The organism is Corynebacterium sp. CCUG 71335 (assembly GCF_024454075.1).
GTDB classification, from domain to species: domain Bacteria; phylum Actinomycetota; class Actinomycetes; order Mycobacteriales; family Mycobacteriaceae; genus Corynebacterium; species Corynebacterium genitalium.
In genome coordinates, this window is the sequence record NZ_JAGPYY010000004.1 from 1 (window position 1) to 19,408 (window position 19,408).

Below are 19,408 nucleotides of genomic sequence, written 5' to 3' on the forward strand. Positions count from 1 at the left end.
TGGAGCGGATGACGAGACTCGAACTCGCGACCCTCACCTTGGCAAGGTGATGCGCTACCAACTGCGCTACATCCGCAAAAGGGTCAGAGACCCTTCGTGCGCGATACTGGGATTGAACCAGTGACCTCTTCCGTGTCAGGGAAGCGCTCTCCCGCTGAGCTAATCGCGCTAACGATAAGCCCCCGTGAGGGGACTTGGAGCGGATGACGAGACTCGAACTCGCGACCCTCACCTTGGCAAGGTGATGCGCTACCAACTGCGCTACATCCGCACTCACTGTGCCCATATGAACTGTGTTGAACTCTGTTCATCTGAACTAGTGCGACTCAAAACTTTAATGTGTCGTCGTGGCCTAAGCCAAATCGCCACCATGTTACTTACATTTGCGGTGGTCACTGTCGCGCGCATGCTTATCGACGGCTTCACCCCACCCTTGAAGGTCCCGCGATTATGGTCTTTTGGCAACCTGGTGTTAATGTATCTCTCGCGCTAAGCACAGCATCGCTTGATCGCTTGCGAGGTCCTATGGCTCAGTGGAAGAGCGTTCCGTTCACACCGGAAAGGTCGCTGGTTCGATCCCAGCTAGGACCACAGTATAGCCCCAGTTCTGGTCTGAAATGGGGTTTCTTTGTGCCGCGACTGCCGCTTTCGCGCGCCAGAGTGACGCAGAACGTTGAGGCCATAGATAAGGCCGAAGGGGGGCGCGGTGCGATTAGCTAGATCCAAACAGCTAGATCGTTCGGATTTGGGCCGAGAAAGCAACGATCTAGTCGTTGAGAACTAGTCAATCGGGAAGCGGCGGGCCGGTCGGTCTAGCGCGGCACTGCAGACTTCGGATTCCCGCGGAAGCACCATGCCGTAGCGACTCCGAAGAGGGCGGCGGCTGTGGCGACAAAGAGAATGACCACCTCGTGCGCGTGGGTGTACGCAGGAGAGGCGAGCGGGTTGGTGGTGGGGTTGAACATGGCGTCCATGCCGGCGCTAGCAAGCTCGGGCGGCAGGTTGGACGCGTAGACGGCAGGCAAAATGGAGCCAGTGATGGCGACGGTAATGAGTGTGCCGAACTCGTAAGAGACTTCCTCAACGCCGGCGGCCATGCCGGAGCGCTCCAGCGGGGCAGCACCGATGATGGCGATGGAGGACACCGACATGATGAAGCTCGAGCCCGCACCCAGGATAAGAAAGCCGGCGAGGAAGAGCGGGAAACTGTCCGATTGGGATCCCCACCAGGACATGACGGCACCGAGGGCGTTGGCGAGAAAGCCGGAGCCAATGATGCTGAGGAACCCGATCCGATCGAGCAACGCCCCGCCTGCAATGGAGAACGGGAATGCCACCAGTGCGACTGCGGCGATGGAGAGGCCGGCGTGGAAGGGGGAGAAGCCGTCGACAAGCTGAAGGCGTTGGGTGGAAGTCATCTCCATGCCGATGAGAACGAACATGCCGCCCGTCGCTGCGAGGACGCCGCCGGCGAAGATGCGGCTGCGGAAGATGTCGAAGGTGAGAAGGGGGTCGTCGAGACGCTTCTGCCGCTGATGGAAAGCGACAGCTCCAACGACTGTTGCGATCACAGCACCGATGAGAAGCGCGTTTCCGGACCCGGTGCGGGTGGCTTCCTTGATGGTCATGGTCAGGCCCGACAACGCCAACAGGGCGTAGGCCGAGCTGATGAGGTCCCAATGTTTGGCGGGGTTGGCCTTATTCGGCGGGCCGAGGAGGACTGTACCGGCGAGTGCAACGGTGACGATGGGGACATTGATGAGGAAGACGGAGCCCCACCAGAAGAACTCGAGCAGGAGACCGCCGACAAGCGGGCCGGCAGCAGCGCCGATGATTGCTGTCGACGCCCAGATGCCGATGGCGACGTTGCGCTCGTGCTCCTCGACGAAGATCTGGTTGATCAACGCCAGTGTTGCCGGCATCATCGCAGCAGCCCCGGTGCCGAGCACCGCGCGCGCCGCGACAAGCGCCCATGCGGAGGGGGCGAATGCGGCAGCGAGCGAGGCGAGACCGAAGATGACTAGGCCGATGAGGAACATCTTTTTGTGGCCGATCTTGTCGCCAAGCGTGCCCGTCCCCAGCAACAGTCCGGTGATGAGAAGGGGATAGGCGTTGATGATCCACAACGACTGCAAAGGGGTGGCACCGAGCTGCGCGTTCAGCGCTGGAAGCGCGGTGTACAGGATCGCGTTATCTAGCGCGACCATGACCAAGCCGAGGGAGATGACCGTGAAAAACGGCCAACTACTTGCGGTGGGGACACGATCGCGGGACACCCGGCTAACCTACCCCGCGAAACCGCGTCGGGTAAGTCGAGCCCCGAACCACCCGGGGCTTGTGGGCGCTTTGTCCAGTTCTACTGCAACAGCAGTTAGCCTGGATATGACCCTGACTGTTCGCAGTTTCGCAGATTCGCAGTTTCGCAGTTTCGCAGCAGAGACGTTAAGACGCTAAGGAGACTCCCATGGCTGGATTGCGCCACCGCAGTATGGCGCTCATCGTTGCCGCACCCGCACTCGCATTGGCGGCCACGCCGTTGGCGCACGCTCACGACTCAGTGGTCAGCGCGACACCGGGCATTGAGGAAACGGTGACGGAGTTCCCCGAGGAATTGACGCTCGAGTTTTCCGGGAATCCGAAGCCGGACTTCAACACTTTCGCGCTGTCGCGCATCTCCGACGACGAGGTACTGTTCAGCGGCGAGCCTGAGGTAGACGGCCGCAACGTGAGCATCGATGTGCCGGACGGTCTGAACCCAGAGCCGGGTGACTACCGGATCGGTTTCCAGATCACGTCCTCCGACGGGCACGCGACAAAGGGCATGACCCAGTTCACTTATGCCCCCGACGGAATGCAGGCTGCCCAGGAAACCGAAGACGCGACCGTGCACCAGGAGGACTCTTCTGAAGTGGGGTCTGACGAGACATCGCAGAACTCCGATGAGGTGACCGACGGAGGCTACACCTGGCTGTGGCTGCTCATGGGTGTCCTGCTGCTCGGCGGTGTCGGCATTGCTGCGATGGGCAAGCGCCAACAACATAAGAAAGCGGATAAGCGGATCCGCGACTTGGACTACAACGAGACCAAAGAGGGTAACCAGTACAACCGCTCCGGCCACACCGGAGCCGGCTACACGGCAGGGGAAGGCACCCAGGGAGCCGGCACCGCCGAGCGTGAAACCGACGGAGAAGACGGTGTAGATCCGCGCAACTAGCAGGTCTGTGACCGGCCCGGGGTAAGATCGCACACGCGAAGCACCAAGACCAGTGCCAGCGGCCAGGTATGCCGCCGGTGCGCGAGCGCAAAGGAGCGCTGAAAACAGATATGTCGAGCGGGATGTCCCCAGCCCCAGCTTTCGAGCCTTTCGAGGTTCCTGCCGGTACCCCGGTCGGGGCGGCAATGCGGGAGTTGAACCTACCGAATAAGGGCGAAGACGCCATTGTGGTCGTCCAGGATGAGGAAGGCACTCTCAAGGACCTTTCCCATGTGCCCGAGGAAACTGCAACCTTCATGCCGGTAGCGGCCAACACGGAACTGGGTCGCAGCGTCATCCGCCACTCCTGCGCGCACGTGCTGGCGCAGGCTGTCCAGGAGGAATTCCCCGACGCGAAGTTGGGTATCGGCCCCGCTATCAATGATGGCTTCTACTACGACTTCGACGTCAAGGAGCCGTTCACTCCTGAGGATCTGAAGACGCTGGAAAAGCGGATGAAGAAGATCATCAAACAGGGCCAGAAGTTCGTCCGTGGTGTCTACGCCTCGACCGAGGAAGCAGCGGAAGACCTGAAGAACGAGCCGTACAAGCTTGAACTGATCCAGGACAAGGGCTCGGTCGATCCGAATTCTGACGAGGCCACCGAAGTCGGGGCCGGTGACCTGACCCACTACGACAACGTCAACCCGCGTACGGACGAGGTCGTCTGGCACGACCTGTGCCGCGGCCCCCACGTGCCCACCACGAAGTACATTCCAGCCTTTGCGTTGACCCGTTCGTCGGCAGCCTATTGGCGCGGCGACCAGTCCAACGCCGGTCTGCAGCGCATCTACGGCACTGCCTGGGAAACCAAGGAGAAGCTCGAAGAGTACCAGCACATGCTGGAAGAGGCGGAGAAGCGCGACCACCGCCGCCTCGGCGCCGAGATGGATCTGTTCTCCTTCCCGGACGAGGTCGGCTCCGGTCTGCCCGTCTTCCACCCGGACGGCGGCATTGTGCGCATGGAGATGGAAAACCACTCCCGCAAGCGCCACCTGGAGGCGGGCTACTCGTTTGTCAACACCCCGCACGTGACCAAGGGTGACCTGTTCCAGCAGTCCGGTCACCTGGACTGGTACGCCGACGGCATGTTCCCGCCGATGCAGCTCGACGGCGAGTGGGATGAGAACGGCAACTGCGTCAAGCAGCCGGTGGACTACTACGCCAAGCCGATGAACTGCCCGTTCCACAACCTCATCTTCGACTCCCGCGGGCGGTCCTACCGCGAACTGCCGCTGCGCCTATTCGAGTTCGGCACCGTCTACCGCTATGAGAAGTCCGGCGTGGTGCACGGCCTGACCCGTGCCCGCGGTTTCACGCAGGACGACGCGCACATTTACTGCACTGAGGACCAGCTGGAGCAAGAGCTGACTGACGTCCTCGAGTTCATCATCTCCCTGCTGCAGGACTACGGCCTGGATGACTTCTACCTGGAGCTTTCGACGAAGGATCCGGAGAAGTACATCGGCGACGACGACATCTGGGAGCGTTCGACGAACATCCTGGAGTCCGTGGCTACCAAGTCGGGCCTAGAGCTGGTGCCGGACCCGGCGGGTGCTGCCTTCTATGGTCCGAAGATTTCGGTGCAGGCGCGCGATGCGATCGGCCGCACCTGGCAGATGTCCACCGTTCAGCTGGACTTCAACCTGCCGGACCGCTTCAACTTGGAGTACACGAGCTCCGATGGCACCAAGCAGCGCCCGGTGATGATTCACCGCGCCCTGTTCGGTTCTATCGAGCGCTTCTTCGGCGTGCTCCTAGAGCACTACGCCGGCGCGTTCCCCGCCTGGTTGGCACCGCGCCAGGTGGTGGGCATCCCGGTGGCAGACGAGTTCGCGCCGCACTTGGATGCCGTCACTGACAAGCTGCGTAAACGCGGCATTCGCGCGAGTGTGGACCACTCGGATGACCGCATGCAGAAGAAGATCCGCAACCACACCACCGGCAAGGTGCCGTTCATGCTGCTCGCCGGCGCGCGCGATGTGGAGGCGGACGCGGTGAGCTTCCGTTTCCTCGACGGCAGCCAGGTCAACGGTGTGCCCGTGGATGAGGCGATCGAGCTGATCAGCCAGTGGGTAGACAGCCACAACAATGAGCAGCCGAACGAGGTGTCCATTGAGGCACAGCGACAATAACGGCCAAGCGTACGTCGACCAGGGCGTGGGCGAGCCGGACCGGCTCACGCGCCTGTGGGCACCGTACCGCTCGAACTACATCTCGAAGATCCCCGGCCAGCAGAAGCGACACGAAGACCCCTTCCTAGCTGCGCCGAAGGAATCAGACGAGGATGGGTTGATCATCGCCCGCGGGGAGACGGTGTACGCGCTGCTCAACCTGTACCCGTACAACGCTGGGCACCTCATGGTCGTGCCGTACCGCAAGATTGCGGATCTTGAGGAGCTGTCGGAAGAGGAGACGGCGGAGATGGCTGTCTTCGCCAAGTTGGCGGTGCGCACCCTTAAGCGCGTGTCCCAGCCGGAGGCGATCAATGTCGGACTCAACCTAGGCAAGGCCTCCGGTGGTTCGGTCGGTGACCACCTGCATCTCCATGTTGTTCCGCGGTGGGCAGGGGACTCGAATTTCATGACCGTCATCGGTGGCACCAAAGTGTTGCCGCAGCTGCTCAAGGACACGCGTGCACTGCTTGCGGACGCGTGGGCCGAAATCTGCGATGAGGACGCCCGTGCTTAGTGTGCATGGGAGGAAGACGGCGGCGCCGGTGGCTGAGCCCGTCGCAAAGCTTCTTCTGCGCATGGGCCTGAGTCCCAACGCCGTGACGCTGCTGGGAACGCTTGCCGCGATCGCCGTCACCGTCGTGCTCATTCCTGCGGATCAGTTGGTGTGGGCGGCAGTGCTCATCGCGTTCTTCTCCGCCTTCGATATGGTCGACGGCACGATGGCGCGTCTGCGCGGAGGCGGTACCGCGTTCGGCGCGACGTTGGACGCGAGTTGCGACAGGCTTACCGACGGCGCACTGTTCGGCGCCATCTGCCTCTGGCTCATCTACGTCGACCAGGCGCACCCAGCGCATATCGTCGTTGCCCTTACTGTCCTCGTGCTCTCGCAAACCATTAGCTACATCAAGGCGCGCGCGGAAGCGGGCGGTTTGAAAGTCGACGGTGGCTTGGTGGAACGCCCCGAGCGGCTCATCGTGTCGCTGGTCGGGCTGTTCTTAGAAGGGCTTGGTGTACCGCACGCGATTGAAATCGCGCTATGGCTGCTCATGGTTGGCTCCGTGTTCACGGTGGTGCAGCGGCTGATCATAGCCTCCCGCGATCCCCGCGCGCAGCAGCGCATTGCTGCGCCCGCCGGCGCTCCGGAGGCAGCCAATGTCTAAGGAGAGCATTGGCGAAAAGCTGCGCGCCGCGGGTTACATCGCCGGGTGGAAACTCGTGCGCCGCATGCCGGATCCTCTGGCAGTCGCGGTGTTCAACGCGGGTGCGGATTACGCTTCCGGCAAGGGCACGGGACCGGAGATGCTGCGCCGCAATCTCACCAGGGTTGTGGGGGCGGAGAATGTGACGCGGGAGTTGGTGCGGGCGTCGATACGCTCCTACGCGCGCTATTGGCGCGAAGCCTTCCGCTTGCCGGCGATCGCGGGGAATGAGGCGCTCATGGCGCGGCTCGACGAAGACGTCACTGGCCGCGAGTACGTCGATGCCACCCTCGCGCGCGGCAAAGGCCTCATTCTCACGCTGCCGCATTCCGGGAACTGGGACATGGCAGGGATGTGGTTCGTGCAGCGCTACGGCGGCTTCACCACCGTCGCAGAAAGGCTCAAGCCCGAAGTGCTTTTCGACGCGTTCGTGGACTACCGGCAGCAACTCGGATTCAACGTTCTCGCCGCCACAGGGGAAAAGGTGCCGCCGTACCAGCAGATGAAAGAGGTGCTGGCTGCCGGCGGGGTGGTGTGCCTCATGGGGGAGCGCGACATGACGCCGCGGGGAGTGCCCGTGTCCTTCTTCGGTGAGCAGGCGACGTTCCCGGCAGGCCCGGCGAAGCTGGCGCTAGAGACCGGCGCCGGGTTGCATGTGGCGCACTCATGGTTCATGGGTACGGACCGTGATCCGCGCTGGGGGCTATCGGGCTCCCCGGAGGTGGAGGTGACCACCGTCGAGGAGACAACGCAGCGCGTGGCGGATCTTTTCGCCGCGAACATCGCCGCCCACCCCCAGGACTGGCATGCGCTGCAGCCGGTCTTCCTTGCTGACAAGAAAACCCGCAAGCCTCGCACGTACGGGGAGTGAGGCCGGAATGCGAATTGGCATGGTGTGCCCGTATTCCTTCGACCACCCCGGCGGGGTGCAGGCGCACATTCTCGACCTCGCAGAGGTGTTCATCAGCCAGGGGCACGAGGTCGCAGTGCTCGGGCCGGGGACGGACCCGTCAGAAGTGCCGGACTACGTGACGCTCGGTGGGGGCACTGTGCCGCTGAGCTACAACGGCTCGGTGGCGCGTATCGCGTTCGGGCCGAAGACCTTCCGGGTCGTCCGGAACTTCCTTCGCGCCGGGGACTTCGACGTCCTTCACCTGCATGAGCCGAACGCCCCCAGCTACTCCCTAGCCGCGCTCATCGTGGCACGCGGCCCGGTGGTGGCGACGTATCACGCGTCGGCGGTGTCATCGACCTTATTGAAACTCGCCAGGCCGTTCCTGCGGCCCGCACTGGAGAAAATTGACGCGGGGATTTCCGTCAGCGAGATGTCCCGCCGTTGGCAAGTGGAGCAGCTTGGTGGGGACCCGTTGCTCATCCCCAACGGGGTGGAGAGCGCACGGTTCCGTGACGCGCAGCGGCACAGTGACAGCGGCCCAGTGAACATTGTCTTTCTTGGGCGTCTCGATGAACCCCGCAAAGGGCTGGACGTTTTCCTCGATGCGGTTGCGAGGTTGCGGGCCATGGTGAACTGCGACTTCCGCGTCACCGTCGTCGGGGGAGGCACCCACCGCGAGGTTCCCGGTGTCGACTTCGCTGGACGGGTCACCGAGGAGGAGAAAGCGCAGATCCTCGGGGAGGCGGACATCTATGTCGCACCGAACACCGGTGGGGAGTCCTTCGGCATCGTCCTCGTGGAAGCAATGGCTGCAGGGTGTGCTGTTGTTGCCAGCGACATTGAAGCTTTCGCCGCCGTTTGCGACACAGAATCTGACACCCCAGCCGGCCTTCTCTTCCCGGTGGGGGACTCTGACGCTCTTGCCGCCACCCTTGCCGGACTCATCCAAGACCCATCGGCGCGCGCACAGCTGGCCCGCGCCGGGCAGGCCCGCGCTCTTCGCTACGACTGGGGTGTCGTCTCCCGCGAGGTGATGGAAGTGTATGAGACCGTGATGGGAGGGCAATCGTGGAACTAGTGATCGCGGTTGTGTGCGTGATTGTTGCTGTCGTAGCGATTGTGTCCCTGTGGGCAGTGCTCACGGCCCGCCGTCTCGACCGGCTCCACATCCGTCTCGACCGCGCGCATGACGGCTTAGGGGCAGCTCTGGACCGCCGCATGGCGGTTGTCGCCGCCCTGTGCCCGCCGCTTGCGCCTGCAGCCCGGGAGGCGGAGAGCATCGGGTTTGCCCCAGCACAGTTTCATGACCGGCTTCTGGCGGAAAGGCGCGTGCTCGACCAGCTACCCACCCTGTCGTCCCGGGTGCAGGCAGCGGAACTCGCGCGCGCCGACGAACGCGTGGGTTTAGCGCTGCGCTTGTACAACGATGCTGTGTCAGCGGCGCGCGCCGTGCGTCTCAAACCGGGGGTGAGAGCGCTGCGGTTGGCCGGTACAGCACCAATGCCGGAATTTTGCCCGCAGCCTCCGGGAGAGGTTCACTCGGGCTAAGGTGTTTGTTCATGGACTTCGTAGTACCCACCATTGATGAGATCCTGAATCTGGAGCAGCTGGACTCCGACATCTTCCGCGGCACGGGCGTGTTCACCGGTCTGCAGCGCACCTACGGTGGACAGGTCGCCGCGCAGTGCTTGTCCGCGGCCACGAAAACAGTGGAGGACGACAAGATCGTTCATTCCCTGCATGGGTACTTTGTCCGCCCCGGCCAGTCCGACAAGGACACCATCTTCGTTGTTGAGCGGGTGCGTGACGGCCGCAGCTTTGCCACCCGTGTTGTGCGCGCGATCCAGGACGGCAAGGCCATCTTCCATATGGAGGCCAGCTTCCACGTCACCGACAATGACGGCATTGAGCACTCCGACACGATGCGCACCGTCCCGGACCCGGAAAACGTGGTTCCGTTGGAGCAGGTGGACGGCCCGCTGAAATTCTTCAAGCTGTGGGCGAAGGACTGGGACGTGCGCATCGTGCCCGAGGACGAGTTCGACCACAACAAGTACACACCCAGCCAGCAAGTCGTGTGGTTCCGCTCCAAGAAGGAGCTTCCCGACGACCAAACATTCCACATCTGCACCCTGGCCTATATGTCGGACCTGACGTTGTTGCACTCCGCGCTGGTGCCGCACCGTGATGCGCATGTGCAGATGGCGTCGCTGGACCACGCGATGTGGTTCTTGCGTCCTTTCCGCGCCGACGAGTGGATGCTCTACGACCAAGTCTCACCGTCAGCGCACGCTGGCCGCGCGTTGACCCAGGGCCGCATCTTCGACCGGGAGGGCAACCTGGTGGCAATGGTTGTGCAGGAAGGGCTCACGCGCACACTGGAGGAAGGCAAACCGGCCTTCAAGTAAGTGGCTGTGGCACCCCTCCGTATACTGAACAGCCGACACTTCATCACCGCGTAGAGGGGAGAGGCACATGGCAGGCCACTCAAAGTGGGCAACCACGAAGCACAAGAAAGCGGCTAACGACGCGAAGCGCTCCAAGCTGTGGGCGAAGCTGATCAAGGACATTGAGGTCGCGGCACGCACTGGCGGTGGTGACCCGGCGGGCAACCCGACCTTGGACGACATGATCAAGAAGGCCAAGAAGGCCTCCGTTCCCGGCGACAACATTGAGCGTGCACGCAAGCGCGGTTCCGGCGAAGAAGCTGGCGGTTCCGACTGGGAAGACATCACGTACGAGGGCTACGGGCCCAACGGCGTGGCCATGTTGATTCAGTGCCTGACGGACAACCGCAACCGTGCAGCTACTGAGGTCCGCACCGCCATGACCAAGAACGGCGGCAACCTGGGAGAGTCCGGTTCTGTGGCCTACATGTTCGCCCGCAAAGGCGTGAACACCGTGGCCAAGGGCGAGCTGACTGAGGACGATGTCCTTCTGGCAGTGCTTGAGGCTGGTGCCGAGGAAGTCAACGACCTGGGTGAGTCTTTCGAGGTCGTCTCCGAGGCATCTGACCTGCACGCCGTGCGCGACGCACTGCAGGAAGCTGGAATTGAGGTCGAGGAGACCGAGCAGGACTTCCGCTCTTCAGTCGAGGTCGATCTGGATCTCGATGGCGCGAAGAAGCTGGAGAAGCTTATCGACGCGTTGGAGGACTCCGACGATGTCCAGAACGTCTACACCAACATGACGCTTTCCGACGAGGTGGCGCAAGCTCTGGCCGCAGAGTAAGCAGAGTACGTCGGTCCCCGGTTGTGTCCACACCGTGTGGTAGAACAAATGTGTGACTCCGAAGGTCGGGGTGGACAAGGGGAGCGATGAACCTCGAAGGCCTGCGTGTGATGGGCATTGACCCGGGCTTGACCCGGTGCGGCCTGTCTGTCATTCAGGCTGGGAAGGGACGCCAGGTCATTCCTGTGGCGGTGGGTGTTGTGCGCACCCCCTCCGATGCTGAACTGGCGCACCGTCTGCTGCGTCTGTCGCAGGCGGTGGAAGAGTGGATCGACGACTACCAGCCGGACGTGATCGCCATGGAGCGCATTTTCGAACGCGGCAACGTCTCCACAGTCATGCATACCGCCCATGCGGTGGGCGTGATGGTGCTGGCGGCGGCGAAGCGCGACATCCCCGTGCACATGTACACCCCGTCCGAGGTCAAGAAAGCGGTCTCGGGCAACGGGCGCGCGGACAAAAAGCAGATGACGTCCATGATCACCCGCATCCTCGGGCTGGGCGCGCCACCGAAACCAGCTGACGCCGCTGACGCGCTGGCAATCGCTGTATGCCATTGCTGGCGCGCCCCGTTGCTCGCGCGCGGCAACGCCGCAGCGTTGGCTTTGAACTCCACCACAGGAAAGGCGTAGTGAACCCATGATCGATTCGCTCAACGGCGAGGTCATCTCCATCGGCTTGGACCACGCGGTCATCGAATGCGCTGGGGTGGGGTACCGTTTCCTGGCCCCGCCGCCGACGCTGGCCCATCTGGTCCGCGGGGAGACAACCCGTGTGCTGACCACTTTGGTGGTCCGCGAAGACGACATGACGCTCTACGGGTTCACTGACGATGACGCGCGCAGCATGTTTCATCGACTCACCGCAGTCTCGGGGCTCGGACCCAAACTGGCCATCGCCGCTTTGTCTGTCTTCACCCCAGGTGAGTTGGCCGCCCACATCACTTCCGGGGACGCGAAGACGATCCAGTCGATTCCGGGTGTGGGCAAGAAGATGGCTGACCGCATGGTGCTCGAGCTCAAGGACAAGCTCCAGGGGCTCTACCCGGGGGCAGCCCAATCGGAGGCGCCGGAGGCCGCTGGGGAGGTGCCGCCGATAAGCGGAAGCTCGTTCGCGACGGAGCAGGTCGTGGAAGCTCTCGTCGGACTGGGCTTCCCGGAGAAGAGCGCGCGGGCTGCTGTCGATGCTGTCGCGGCAGAGAACGACGGTGCTGAATCTTCTGTCTTGCTGCGCGCTGCGCTGAACAGATTGGGGAAGAAGTAAATGTCGGATGTGGAAAAGACTGAGTTCGAACTTCCGCCGGAGCTCGCGCGCCAGGTCAATTCGCCTATCGACGCCACTGAGCACACCGAGGAACGCGACTTCGAGAAAGCACTGCGCCCGAAGTCGATTGATGAGTTCATCGGTCAGCCGAAAGTCCGCCAGCAGCTCGGTCTCGTGCTCGAAGGCGCGAAGAAGCGCAATGTCGTTCCCGACCACATTCTGCTGTCCGGCCCGCCCGGCCTGGGTAAAACGACGATGGCGATGATTGTTGCGCAGGAGCTGGGGACGTCGCTACGCATGACGTCCGGTCCCGCGCTGGAGCGTGCGGGCGATCTGGCGGCGATGTTGTCGAACCTCATGGAAGGCGACGTGCTCTTCATCGACGAGATTCACCGCATCGCCCGGCCCGCCGAAGAAATGCTCTACATGGCAATGGAGGATTTCCGCATTGACGTCATCGTCGGCAAAGGGCCGGGAGCAACATCGATCCCGCTGGATATTCCGCCGTTCACCCTCGTGGGCGCCACCACGCGAGCGGGCATGCTCACCGGGCCGCTGCGCGACCGCTTCGGGTTCACTGCGCAGATGGAGTTCTACGACGTAGACGACTTGACCCGGGTGATCACACGTGCGGCATCGATCCTCGGGGTGGACATCGACCGCGACGCCGCGGTGGAGATCGGCTCCCGCTCGCGCGGCACACCCCGTATTGCCAACCGTCTTCTGCGCCGCGTGCGCGACTGGGCTGAGGTCAACGGCGACGGCCGCGTCACGGTCGAGGCGGCCCAACAAGCTCTCGAGGTTTTCGACGTCGACGAGCTCGGACTCGATCGCCTTGACCGGGCCGTGCTGGAGACTTTGATCAAGTCTCATGGGGGTGGCCCGGTGGGCGTGTCCACGTTGGCGATTGCGGTCGGGGAGGAACCGTCGACAGTTGAAGAGGTCTGCGAACCGTACCTTGTTCGCGCTGGGTTAATGGCGCGCACAGGACGTGGGCGTGTGGCTACTGCCTCGGCCTGGCACCACCTTGGAATGACACCGCCGCCGGAAGCGCCGGGACAGCTCCATTTGTACTGACTGAGCTATGCCACAATGAGGAGCCATGGATTTAATTCTTCTGCTTCTTGTTTTCGCCCTGTTCGCGCTGCCCATGATTGTGATGTCGCGGGTGAACCGCAAACGCATCGCTGAGGCCAAACAACTGCAGGCGTCTGCGAAGCCGGGCGATCGCATCCTCACTGTCTCCGGTTTCTACGGAGAGATTGTCGGCGGCACCGAGCAAACTGTGGAAGTGGAACTCGCCCCGGGCGCTGTCGTGACCATGGACCGCGCCGGTGTGATGAAGATTATCGACGATGAAACAGTGCAGCCGGGCGCTGAGAATGCCGGTAGTGCTGACGGTTTTAGTGCTGACGATGGTGAGCACCCCGAGGGCTACGTGGACCCGGAGCAGGATCCGCGCCCGTAGCACCCGGCCGGAACCGGCTTATTCAAATCCGGGTCCATGCCGTACGATCACCTTTTGAAGATTTTTCCCCGCCATGCCCCGGGGCCGACCATGGCTTGCGGAGCACGGCGGGGTTGACGCAGCAGGTTATGAGGAGAGCACGTACGTGACTTCGAAGACTTCCAAGAAACGATCCTCCCGCGAGGGGGGATCGAAACGGGCGTGGCCGGCACGTGCGCTGGCGCTGTTCGCGCTCATTGTCGTGGCTACCTACGCCCTAGTGTTCTTCACTGGGGATAGGACGGCTTCTCCGAAGCTGGGTATCGACCTGCAGGGAGGTACCCGTGTCACACTGGTGCCTCAGGGCGAGCAACCCACGCAGGAGCAGCTCGATCAGGCCCGCACCATTTTGGAGAACCGCGTCAACGGTATGGGCGTGTCCGACGCATCTGTTGTCGTCGACGGCAACACCTTGGTGATCACGGTCGCTGGTGAGGACACCTCCGAAGTACGCAACATCGGCCAAACCTCCCAGCTGCTGTTCCGCCCGGTCGGCCAGCAAAGCCCGATGATCGATCAGGAAGCGTTCCCGGACGTTTTCGGTGAGATGGCCAACCGCTGGGTCGAATACCGCGTACTCACCCCGGAGGAGGCGGAGACTACCGTCAAGCAGTTCGCTGACGGCATGAATGAGCAGATCGAGGCCATGAAGAAGGCTCAAGAAGAGCAGGGCGAAGAGGTCCCGGAAGGGATGGAACTGCCAGAGCCGATCGAGGCCCCGGAGATCACCGCTCAGCCGAAGCCGGAACCGGACAACACCCTCGAGGCGTCTGACTTCCGCCAGGAGACTACGGAGATGCTCCGCGAGGACCGTCAGTCTGATGACCCGACGAAGCTGCAGGCCGCCACCATCCTCATGCAGGCTCTGTGCACGCCGAAGGGCGAAGATGGCACTGTCCCGGCCGATCCGCTGGCGGGTACCGACGATCCGACCAAGCCCCTGGTGGCCTGCGATTCCAGCGGCGGCCAACCGATGCTGCTCGAGGCCGTTCCACTGCTGCAGGGCGTGGAAGATCCCGAGGGACCGCGCCTGACCGGTAGCGAGATTGACACCAACCGTCCGATCACGGGCGGGTTCAACCCGCAGACAGGCCAGATGGAGATCAACTTCGCCTTCAAACAGGACGGTGAGTTCAACGGCTCGTCCACCTGGGCTGAACTGACTGGTGCCATGGTGGGCCAACAGGTCGCCATCACGCTCGACTCGCAGGTCATCTCGGCCCCGCAGATTCAGTCGCCGACGCCAGTCGGTTCCGCGACCTCCATCACCGGGCAGTTCACCGAGGAGGAAGCTGAAACTCTGGCGAACAACCTGCGCTACGGTGCATTGCCGCTGTCGTTTGCCGGTGAGAACGGCGAACCGGGTGGAACTGCAATGACGGTTCCGCCGTCACTGGGTGTCGCCTCCCTCAACGCAGGCATCATTGCAGGTCTCGTCGGCCTGTTGCTTGTGGCCGCCTACGTTTTCTACTACTACCGCCTGTTCGGTGTGATCTCACTGTTCACCCTGTTCGCCGCTGGCGCCTTGGTGTACGGCGCCCTCGTGCTGCTGGGGCGCTGGATCGGCTACACGCTCGACCTGTCGGGTGTGGCCGGTTTGGTCATCGGTATCGGTACCACCGCCGACTCCTTCGTGGTCCTCTACGAACGCATCAAGGATGAGGTCCGCCGCGGTAGAACTTTGCGTTCTGCAACCCTCAATGGCTGGGATCGTGCGAAGGACACTATTGTCACCGGTAACATCGTCACGCTCATTGGTGCCGTGGTGATTTACATCCTCGCTGTCGGTGAGGTCAAGGGATTCGCCTTCACCATGGGTCTGACCACGATCTTCGACCTGTTGGTGACCTTCCTGGTCACTGCACCGCTGATGATTCTCGCGTCCCGCAACCCGTTCTGGGCCAAGCCGTCCGTCAACGGTATGGGCAAAGCGTTCGAGGCAGCGAAATCCAAGAATGCCAACCCGAGGAAGTCCGTGCGCCGGGCAAAGCAGCCGGCACTCGTCGGCGCCGGTGCTCCGGTGACCGCAGGAGCCAACGAGGACCTGGAAGACAGCGATCTCAAGATCGTCGAAACATCCCAGGACACGACCGGAGTCCCGGTCAGCGACTCTGATCCCAGTACCGCACCGGCCTCCATCCGCACCGATGCTACGCGCGGCAGCACGCGCTTTACCGCCGGCAACGAAGAGGAGAAGTAACCATGACTACCTCCGTCAACGCTCACGACAACGGAGCTACTACCTCCGACTCTGCTGCCACGGCGGCAAAGACCACGCAGACGAAGCAGACCACGGCCACCAAGGGTATGGAGCGCCTGTATGAGGGATCCGGTGCGATCGACTTCGTCGGCCGTTCGAAGCTGTGGTACCTGATCACCGTCGCCCTGCTGGTCATCTCGATTGCGGCCATGCTCATTCGCGGTTTCAACCTGGGCATCGACTTCGAGGGCGGCACCAAGATGACGATGCCGGCCGGCGATCTTGTGGCTGAGGAAGTGGAGGAGACCTTCGTCGACGCCACGGGTGTCACCCCGGAGCTGACCCAGATCGTCGGTGCGGGTGACGCGCGCTCGCTGGAAATCAACTCCGAGCACCTTACTCAGGAGCAGATCGACGCCGCCCGCCTGGCCATCTACGAGCAGCACCAGCCGAAGGATGCTGCCGGCGAAGCGACCCCTGACGCCATTGGCGACTCGACTGTCTCCGAATCCTGGGGTTCCACGATCACTCAGCGCATGATCCTGTCGATGGTGATCTTCCTCATCGCAGCCGCCGCGTACGTGGCTATTCGTCTGCAGCGCAATATGGCGATCGCGGCCATGCTCGCCCTGCTTATCGACGGCATTATCATCATGGGCATCTACTCGCTCTTCGGCCTGGAAGTCACCCCGGCGATGATCATCGGTCTGCTGACCGTGCTGACCTTCTCGATCTACGACACTGTCATCGTCTTTGACAAGGTCAAGGAGAACACGGAAGGTGTCTTGGACTCGCGCAGGTCGACGTACGCCGAGGAAGCGAACCTGGCGGTCAATCAGACTGTCATGCGTTCTATCTCCACCTCTGTCATCTCGGCGCTGCCGATCATCGCCCTGATGGTTGTCGCCGTGTGGATGCTCGGCGTGGGCACCCTGCAAGACTTGGCGCTCATTCAGCTCATCGGCGTTGTGGAGGGCATTTTCTCCTCCCTGTTCCTGGCTACTCCGCTGCTGGTCAGCCTGACCAACATGAAGAGCAAGTACAAGCGGCACAACCAAGCGGTGGCTGACTACCGCGCCGGCAAGAACGGTGCGGAAGACGACGATGACGACAACGCTGATGTTGCTGGTGGAAAGCCCAAGCGCACGGTGACCTCTCCGGTGACGTCGGCTTCCTACAATGAGGTCGAGACCGATGCGGCACGCACAACCACCACGACGTGGAGGCCGAGCCAGCGCTAGTGTGCTGGTTTGTAGCCTAAGTTCAAACGCTATCGAGACAATGTCCGGAAGGAAGGGGAACTGCCCGTGAGGTGGAACCGTGGAAAGCAGGTCGCGGCTATACTTGCCGTGTCAGCGATGGTGTTGAGCGGGTGCAGTGAATCTGAAAAGGACTCCTCCGGCGCTGATGCTCTTGATTCCTTCGGCTACCAGCTGTCGGACCCGCTGGTGACCACGAACGCCGGGTCAAACGTCGGTGATTCCCTGAAGATGCAGCGCTTGTCTGGCCGCGTGTTTCCCGGAGTCTTCGTTCCCGGGCCGTCCGGTCAACGCATCCCGAACACCGACCTGATGGAGACGCAGGTTCTCCCTGGCCCGCAGCGCCAAGTCGTGTACACCCTGTCCGATCAGGCTGTGTTCTCAGACGGTGAGCCGGTGACGTGCGACGACTACACCCTTGCCTACACGGCTGGTGCCAACCCGCAGATTTTCTCCTCCCACATGCCGCAGATGCAGCAGGTGGAAAGTGTTGACTGCAAGCCGGGCGCGAAAGAATTCACGGTCGTGTTCCAGGAAGGCAAGGGTGGACGCTGGCGCGAACTCTTTGGCGCCGGAACGGTGCTGCCGGCGCACGCGATCGCGCGCAAGCTGGGGATGAGCAAAGCCGAACTGACTACCGCGCTGCAAGACATGAATGAAGACGTCCTCGCAAGGACGGCGGATGTGTGGCGCTACGGCTTCACCATGGCTGGGTTCGATCCAGAGCTGCAGGTGTCCTTCGGCCCGTACTCGATTGAGAGCGTGGGCGAGGGCGGTGAGGTCACCTTAGTCCCCAACGAGAACTACTACGGGGACGCACCGGAGATGGACCGCATCGTTGTCTGGCCGCCGTCGAAGGATTCGACAGAGTTGCAGAACGTCGGCGCTCTCATGGTCGCTGACCTCAATGACCACAACCCGGAGTGGTTCCACGCTGAGCCGCTGCCCGATGAGGGGGCGCACGCCGACGACGCGGTGGCCGGTGACAACCCCGACCACACTGAGCCGGCTAACGAGGATCAGTCCGTGGAGGACAGTGACGCTCCGGAAAGCCACCAGGAGCTGCAGACCGTGATCGGGGAGATGACGGACACGCTCGTGTTCGCCGACGCAGGCCCGTGGGCGACCAAGGAGAACCGTCAGGCGTTGTCGAAGTGCATTGATAATAAGGCGGTGGCGGAAGCGTCGTCACGCGTTGCCGGGATTGAAGTTCCCGTCTCGCCTGTGCACGTGCTCAACCACAACGATCCTTTGGCGCGCCGCCTGGGCGACATTGCGAACCGGCACATAGAGCAGAACATCGAGGAAGCGCAATCTGCATCGGGCCTCGAGCTGCGCGTGGGGTACGCGACGCCGAGCCCGCGCATGCAAGCCATGGTGGAAGAGATGCGGAAAGCGTGTGAACCCGCCGGCATCACTGTCACCGACGTGACGGGCCCCGGGAAAACCCGCGCCGACCTGATGAAGCTTGAGCCGGCCTGGAATGACCGCGCTGAATCTGAGCCGATTGACGCGTTCCTTGGTGCCGTGGACCCGATGAGCGAGTATGACACCTCCAACGCTCGCTCCGAAGAGCTGAGCGGCCTGCGCTCGGAAGAAGAGCGCCTCTGGGACGAGGTCCCATCGATTCCGCTGTCGGCGCAGCCGCGGACGTTCATTGTGAACAAGAACATCCAGAACGTCGTGGTCTACACTGGCCCTGTCGGGATTGGCTGGAACATGGACCGCTGGCTGGTCCCCGGTTCGGAATCCTGAACCCCCGCCTAGCCGTATTGAGCCCGCGCAATCCACGTAAGGACGCTGTCGCACCGTGAATACCCCTGCCAACAACCCTGAAGAAGCCCTCGCTAACGAGCACGGCAGTAAGCCGAAGTACCGCAGCGCGCGCGAGGCATTGGCTGACAAGATGCGCTACGTGCAGGACTTTCCCGAAGAGGGAGTGTTGTTCGAGGATTTGACGCCGGTGCTCGCAGACGGCGACGCGCTCCACATCGTCATCGAAGAGATGGCCCAGGCGTCCCAGAACCTCGGTGCCGACATGATTGGCGGTCTGGACGCCCGCGGTTTCCTGCTCGGCTCCGCGGTCGCCTATGAGATGGGGTTGGGTATCTTGGCCATCCGCAAGAAGGGCAAGCTGCCTCCGCCGGTGATCAGTGAGGAGTACTCGCTCGAGTACGGCGAAGCAGCGCTGGAGATTCCGGCGGAGGGCATGAATGTCGAGGGCAAGCGCATTGTGCTTGTCGACGATGTCTTGGCCACTGGTGGCACCCTCGTCGCCGCCCGCCACTTGATTGAGCGTGCTGGCGGCACTGTCGCCGGATGCGTGGTCGTGCTCGAGGTGTCCGGTTTGGGCGGACGTGAGCGCTTGGGCGATGTTCCGCTCGTGGTCATTAACAGCGGTGAGCCGGACGCAGCCTAGAATGT

At 62.5% G+C, this 19,408-nt stretch carries 18 protein-coding genes and 4 tRNA genes; 18 read left to right on the forward strand and 4 right to left on the reverse strand.

Annotated features, from left to right (window positions below):
• From KBX19_RS03910 to KBX19_RS03920, 3 genes are all read right to left on the reverse strand, one after another.
• Positions 1 to 76 (reverse strand) — tRNA-Gly (locus tag KBX19_RS03910).
• Positions 77 to 97: 21 nt separating this feature from the next.
• Positions 98 to 169, reverse strand: a tRNA-Val gene (locus KBX19_RS03915).
• Between the two features lie 26 nt (positions 170 to 195).
• A tRNA-Gly gene (locus KBX19_RS03920) sits at positions 196 to 271 on the reverse strand.
• A gap of 248 nt (positions 272 to 519) precedes the next feature.
• Between KBX19_RS03920 and KBX19_RS03925 the strand changes: the two genes are divergently transcribed.
• A tRNA-Val gene (locus KBX19_RS03925) sits at positions 520 to 591 on the forward strand.
• 221 nt (positions 592 to 812) lie between these two features.
• On the opposite strand, the gene KBX19_RS03930 is transcribed toward KBX19_RS03925, so the two are convergent.
• Positions 813 to 2,276 (reverse strand): MFS transporter, encoded by a 1,464-nt coding sequence (locus tag KBX19_RS03930; RefSeq protein WP_255997537.1) that lies wholly within the window; start codon positions 2,274 to 2,276, stop codon positions 813 to 815.
• Between the two features lie 188 nt (positions 2,277 to 2,464).
• Here KBX19_RS03930 and KBX19_RS03935 point away from each other — a divergent pair, with 188 nt between their 5' ends.
• The 17 genes from KBX19_RS03935 (at position 2,465) to KBX19_RS04015 (ending at position 19,403) form a co-directional block, all read left to right on the forward strand.
• The gene (locus KBX19_RS03935) at positions 2,465 to 3,214 is read left to right on the forward strand and encodes a copper resistance CopC family protein (RefSeq protein ID WP_255997539.1); all 750 of its coding nucleotides are present in this window, start codon (positions 2,465 to 2,467) and stop codon (positions 3,212 to 3,214) included.
• A 122-nt stretch (positions 3,215 to 3,336) separates the two neighbouring features.
• Positions 3,337 to 5,388 (forward strand): threonine--tRNA ligase, encoded by a 2,052-nt coding sequence (gene thrS / locus KBX19_RS03940; protein ID WP_370686994.1) that lies wholly within the window; start codon positions 3,337 to 3,339, stop codon positions 5,386 to 5,388.
• Entirely contained in the window at positions 5,345 to 5,944 is a 600-nt protein-coding gene (locus KBX19_RS03945; protein WP_255997541.1) for an HIT domain-containing protein, read from the forward strand. The genes thrS and KBX19_RS03945 overlap by 44 nt, the downstream gene beginning before the upstream one ends.
• Complete coding sequence (pgsA, locus tag KBX19_RS03950) at positions 5,937 to 6,590, forward strand: phosphatidylinositol phosphate synthase (protein WP_255997543.1); 654 nt, start codon at positions 5,937 to 5,939, stop codon at positions 6,588 to 6,590. Before KBX19_RS03945 ends, pgsA begins: the two co-directional genes overlap by 8 nt.
• Positions 6,583 to 7,500 carry a phosphatidylinositol mannoside acyltransferase gene (locus KBX19_RS03955; protein ID WP_255995302.1) on the forward strand — a complete coding sequence of 306 codons (918 nt, stop codon included), beginning with the start codon at positions 6,583 to 6,585 and terminating at the stop codon, positions 7,498 to 7,500. The genes pgsA and KBX19_RS03955 overlap by 8 nt, the downstream gene beginning before the upstream one ends.
• A 7-nt stretch (positions 7,501 to 7,507) precedes the next feature.
• Positions 7,508 to 8,602 (forward strand): glycosyltransferase family 4 protein, encoded by a 1,095-nt coding sequence (locus KBX19_RS03960; protein ID WP_255995303.1) that lies wholly within the window; start codon positions 7,508 to 7,510, stop codon positions 8,600 to 8,602.
• Positions 8,593 to 9,072, forward strand: coding sequence for a hypothetical protein (locus tag KBX19_RS03965; RefSeq protein WP_255995305.1), 480 nt, complete (start codon positions 8,593 to 8,595; stop codon positions 9,070 to 9,072). The genes KBX19_RS03960 and KBX19_RS03965 overlap by 10 nt, the downstream gene beginning before the upstream one ends.
• An 11-nt stretch (positions 9,073 to 9,083) precedes the next feature.
• Positions 9,084 to 9,932 (forward strand): acyl-CoA thioesterase II, encoded by an 849-nt coding sequence (tesB, locus tag KBX19_RS03970; protein ID WP_005289909.1) that lies wholly within the window; start codon positions 9,084 to 9,086, stop codon positions 9,930 to 9,932.
• A gap of 67 nt (positions 9,933 to 9,999) precedes the next feature.
• Positions 10,000 to 10,755 (forward strand): YebC/PmpR family DNA-binding transcriptional regulator, encoded by a 756-nt coding sequence (locus KBX19_RS03975; protein WP_255997546.1) that lies wholly within the window; start codon positions 10,000 to 10,002, stop codon positions 10,753 to 10,755.
• 86 nt (positions 10,756 to 10,841) lie between these two features.
• Complete coding sequence (gene ruvC, locus KBX19_RS03980; protein WP_005289914.1) at positions 10,842 to 11,387, forward strand: crossover junction endodeoxyribonuclease RuvC; 546 nt, start codon at positions 10,842 to 10,844, stop codon at positions 11,385 to 11,387.
• A gap of 7 nt (positions 11,388 to 11,394) precedes the next feature.
• Positions 11,395 to 12,018, forward strand: coding sequence for a Holliday junction branch migration protein RuvA (gene ruvA, locus KBX19_RS03985; protein WP_255997547.1), 624 nt, complete (start codon positions 11,395 to 11,397; stop codon positions 12,016 to 12,018).
• Entirely contained in the window at positions 12,019 to 13,095 is a 1,077-nt protein-coding gene (gene ruvB, locus KBX19_RS03990; RefSeq protein ID WP_005289918.1) for a Holliday junction branch migration DNA helicase RuvB, read from the forward strand.
• A gap of 25 nt (positions 13,096 to 13,120) precedes the next feature.
• Positions 13,121 to 13,486, forward strand: coding sequence for a preprotein translocase subunit YajC (gene yajC / locus KBX19_RS03995; RefSeq protein ID WP_005289919.1), 366 nt, complete (start codon positions 13,121 to 13,123; stop codon positions 13,484 to 13,486).
• 73 nt (positions 13,487 to 13,559) lie between these two features.
• Entirely contained in the window at positions 13,560 to 15,725 is a 2,166-nt protein-coding gene (gene secD / locus KBX19_RS04000; protein ID WP_255997548.1) for a protein translocase subunit SecD, read from the forward strand.
• A 2-nt stretch (positions 15,726 to 15,727) separates the two neighbouring features.
• Positions 15,728 to 16,966: a protein translocase subunit SecF gene (secF, locus tag KBX19_RS04005; RefSeq protein WP_370686995.1), complete on the forward strand. Its 1,239-nt coding sequence runs from the start codon at positions 15,728 to 15,730 to the stop codon at positions 16,964 to 16,966.
• Positions 16,967 to 17,032: 66 nt separating this feature from the next.
• Positions 17,033 to 18,739 carry an ABC transporter substrate-binding protein gene (locus tag KBX19_RS04010; protein WP_255997549.1) on the forward strand — a complete coding sequence of 569 codons (1,707 nt, stop codon included), beginning with the start codon at positions 17,033 to 17,035 and terminating at the stop codon, positions 18,737 to 18,739.
• A gap of 55 nt (positions 18,740 to 18,794) precedes the next feature.
• Positions 18,795 to 19,403, forward strand: a complete 609-nt coding sequence (locus KBX19_RS04015; protein WP_005289928.1) for an adenine phosphoribosyltransferase — start codon at positions 18,795 to 18,797, stop codon at positions 19,401 to 19,403.
• Positions 19,404 to 19,408 lie beyond the last annotated feature (5 nt).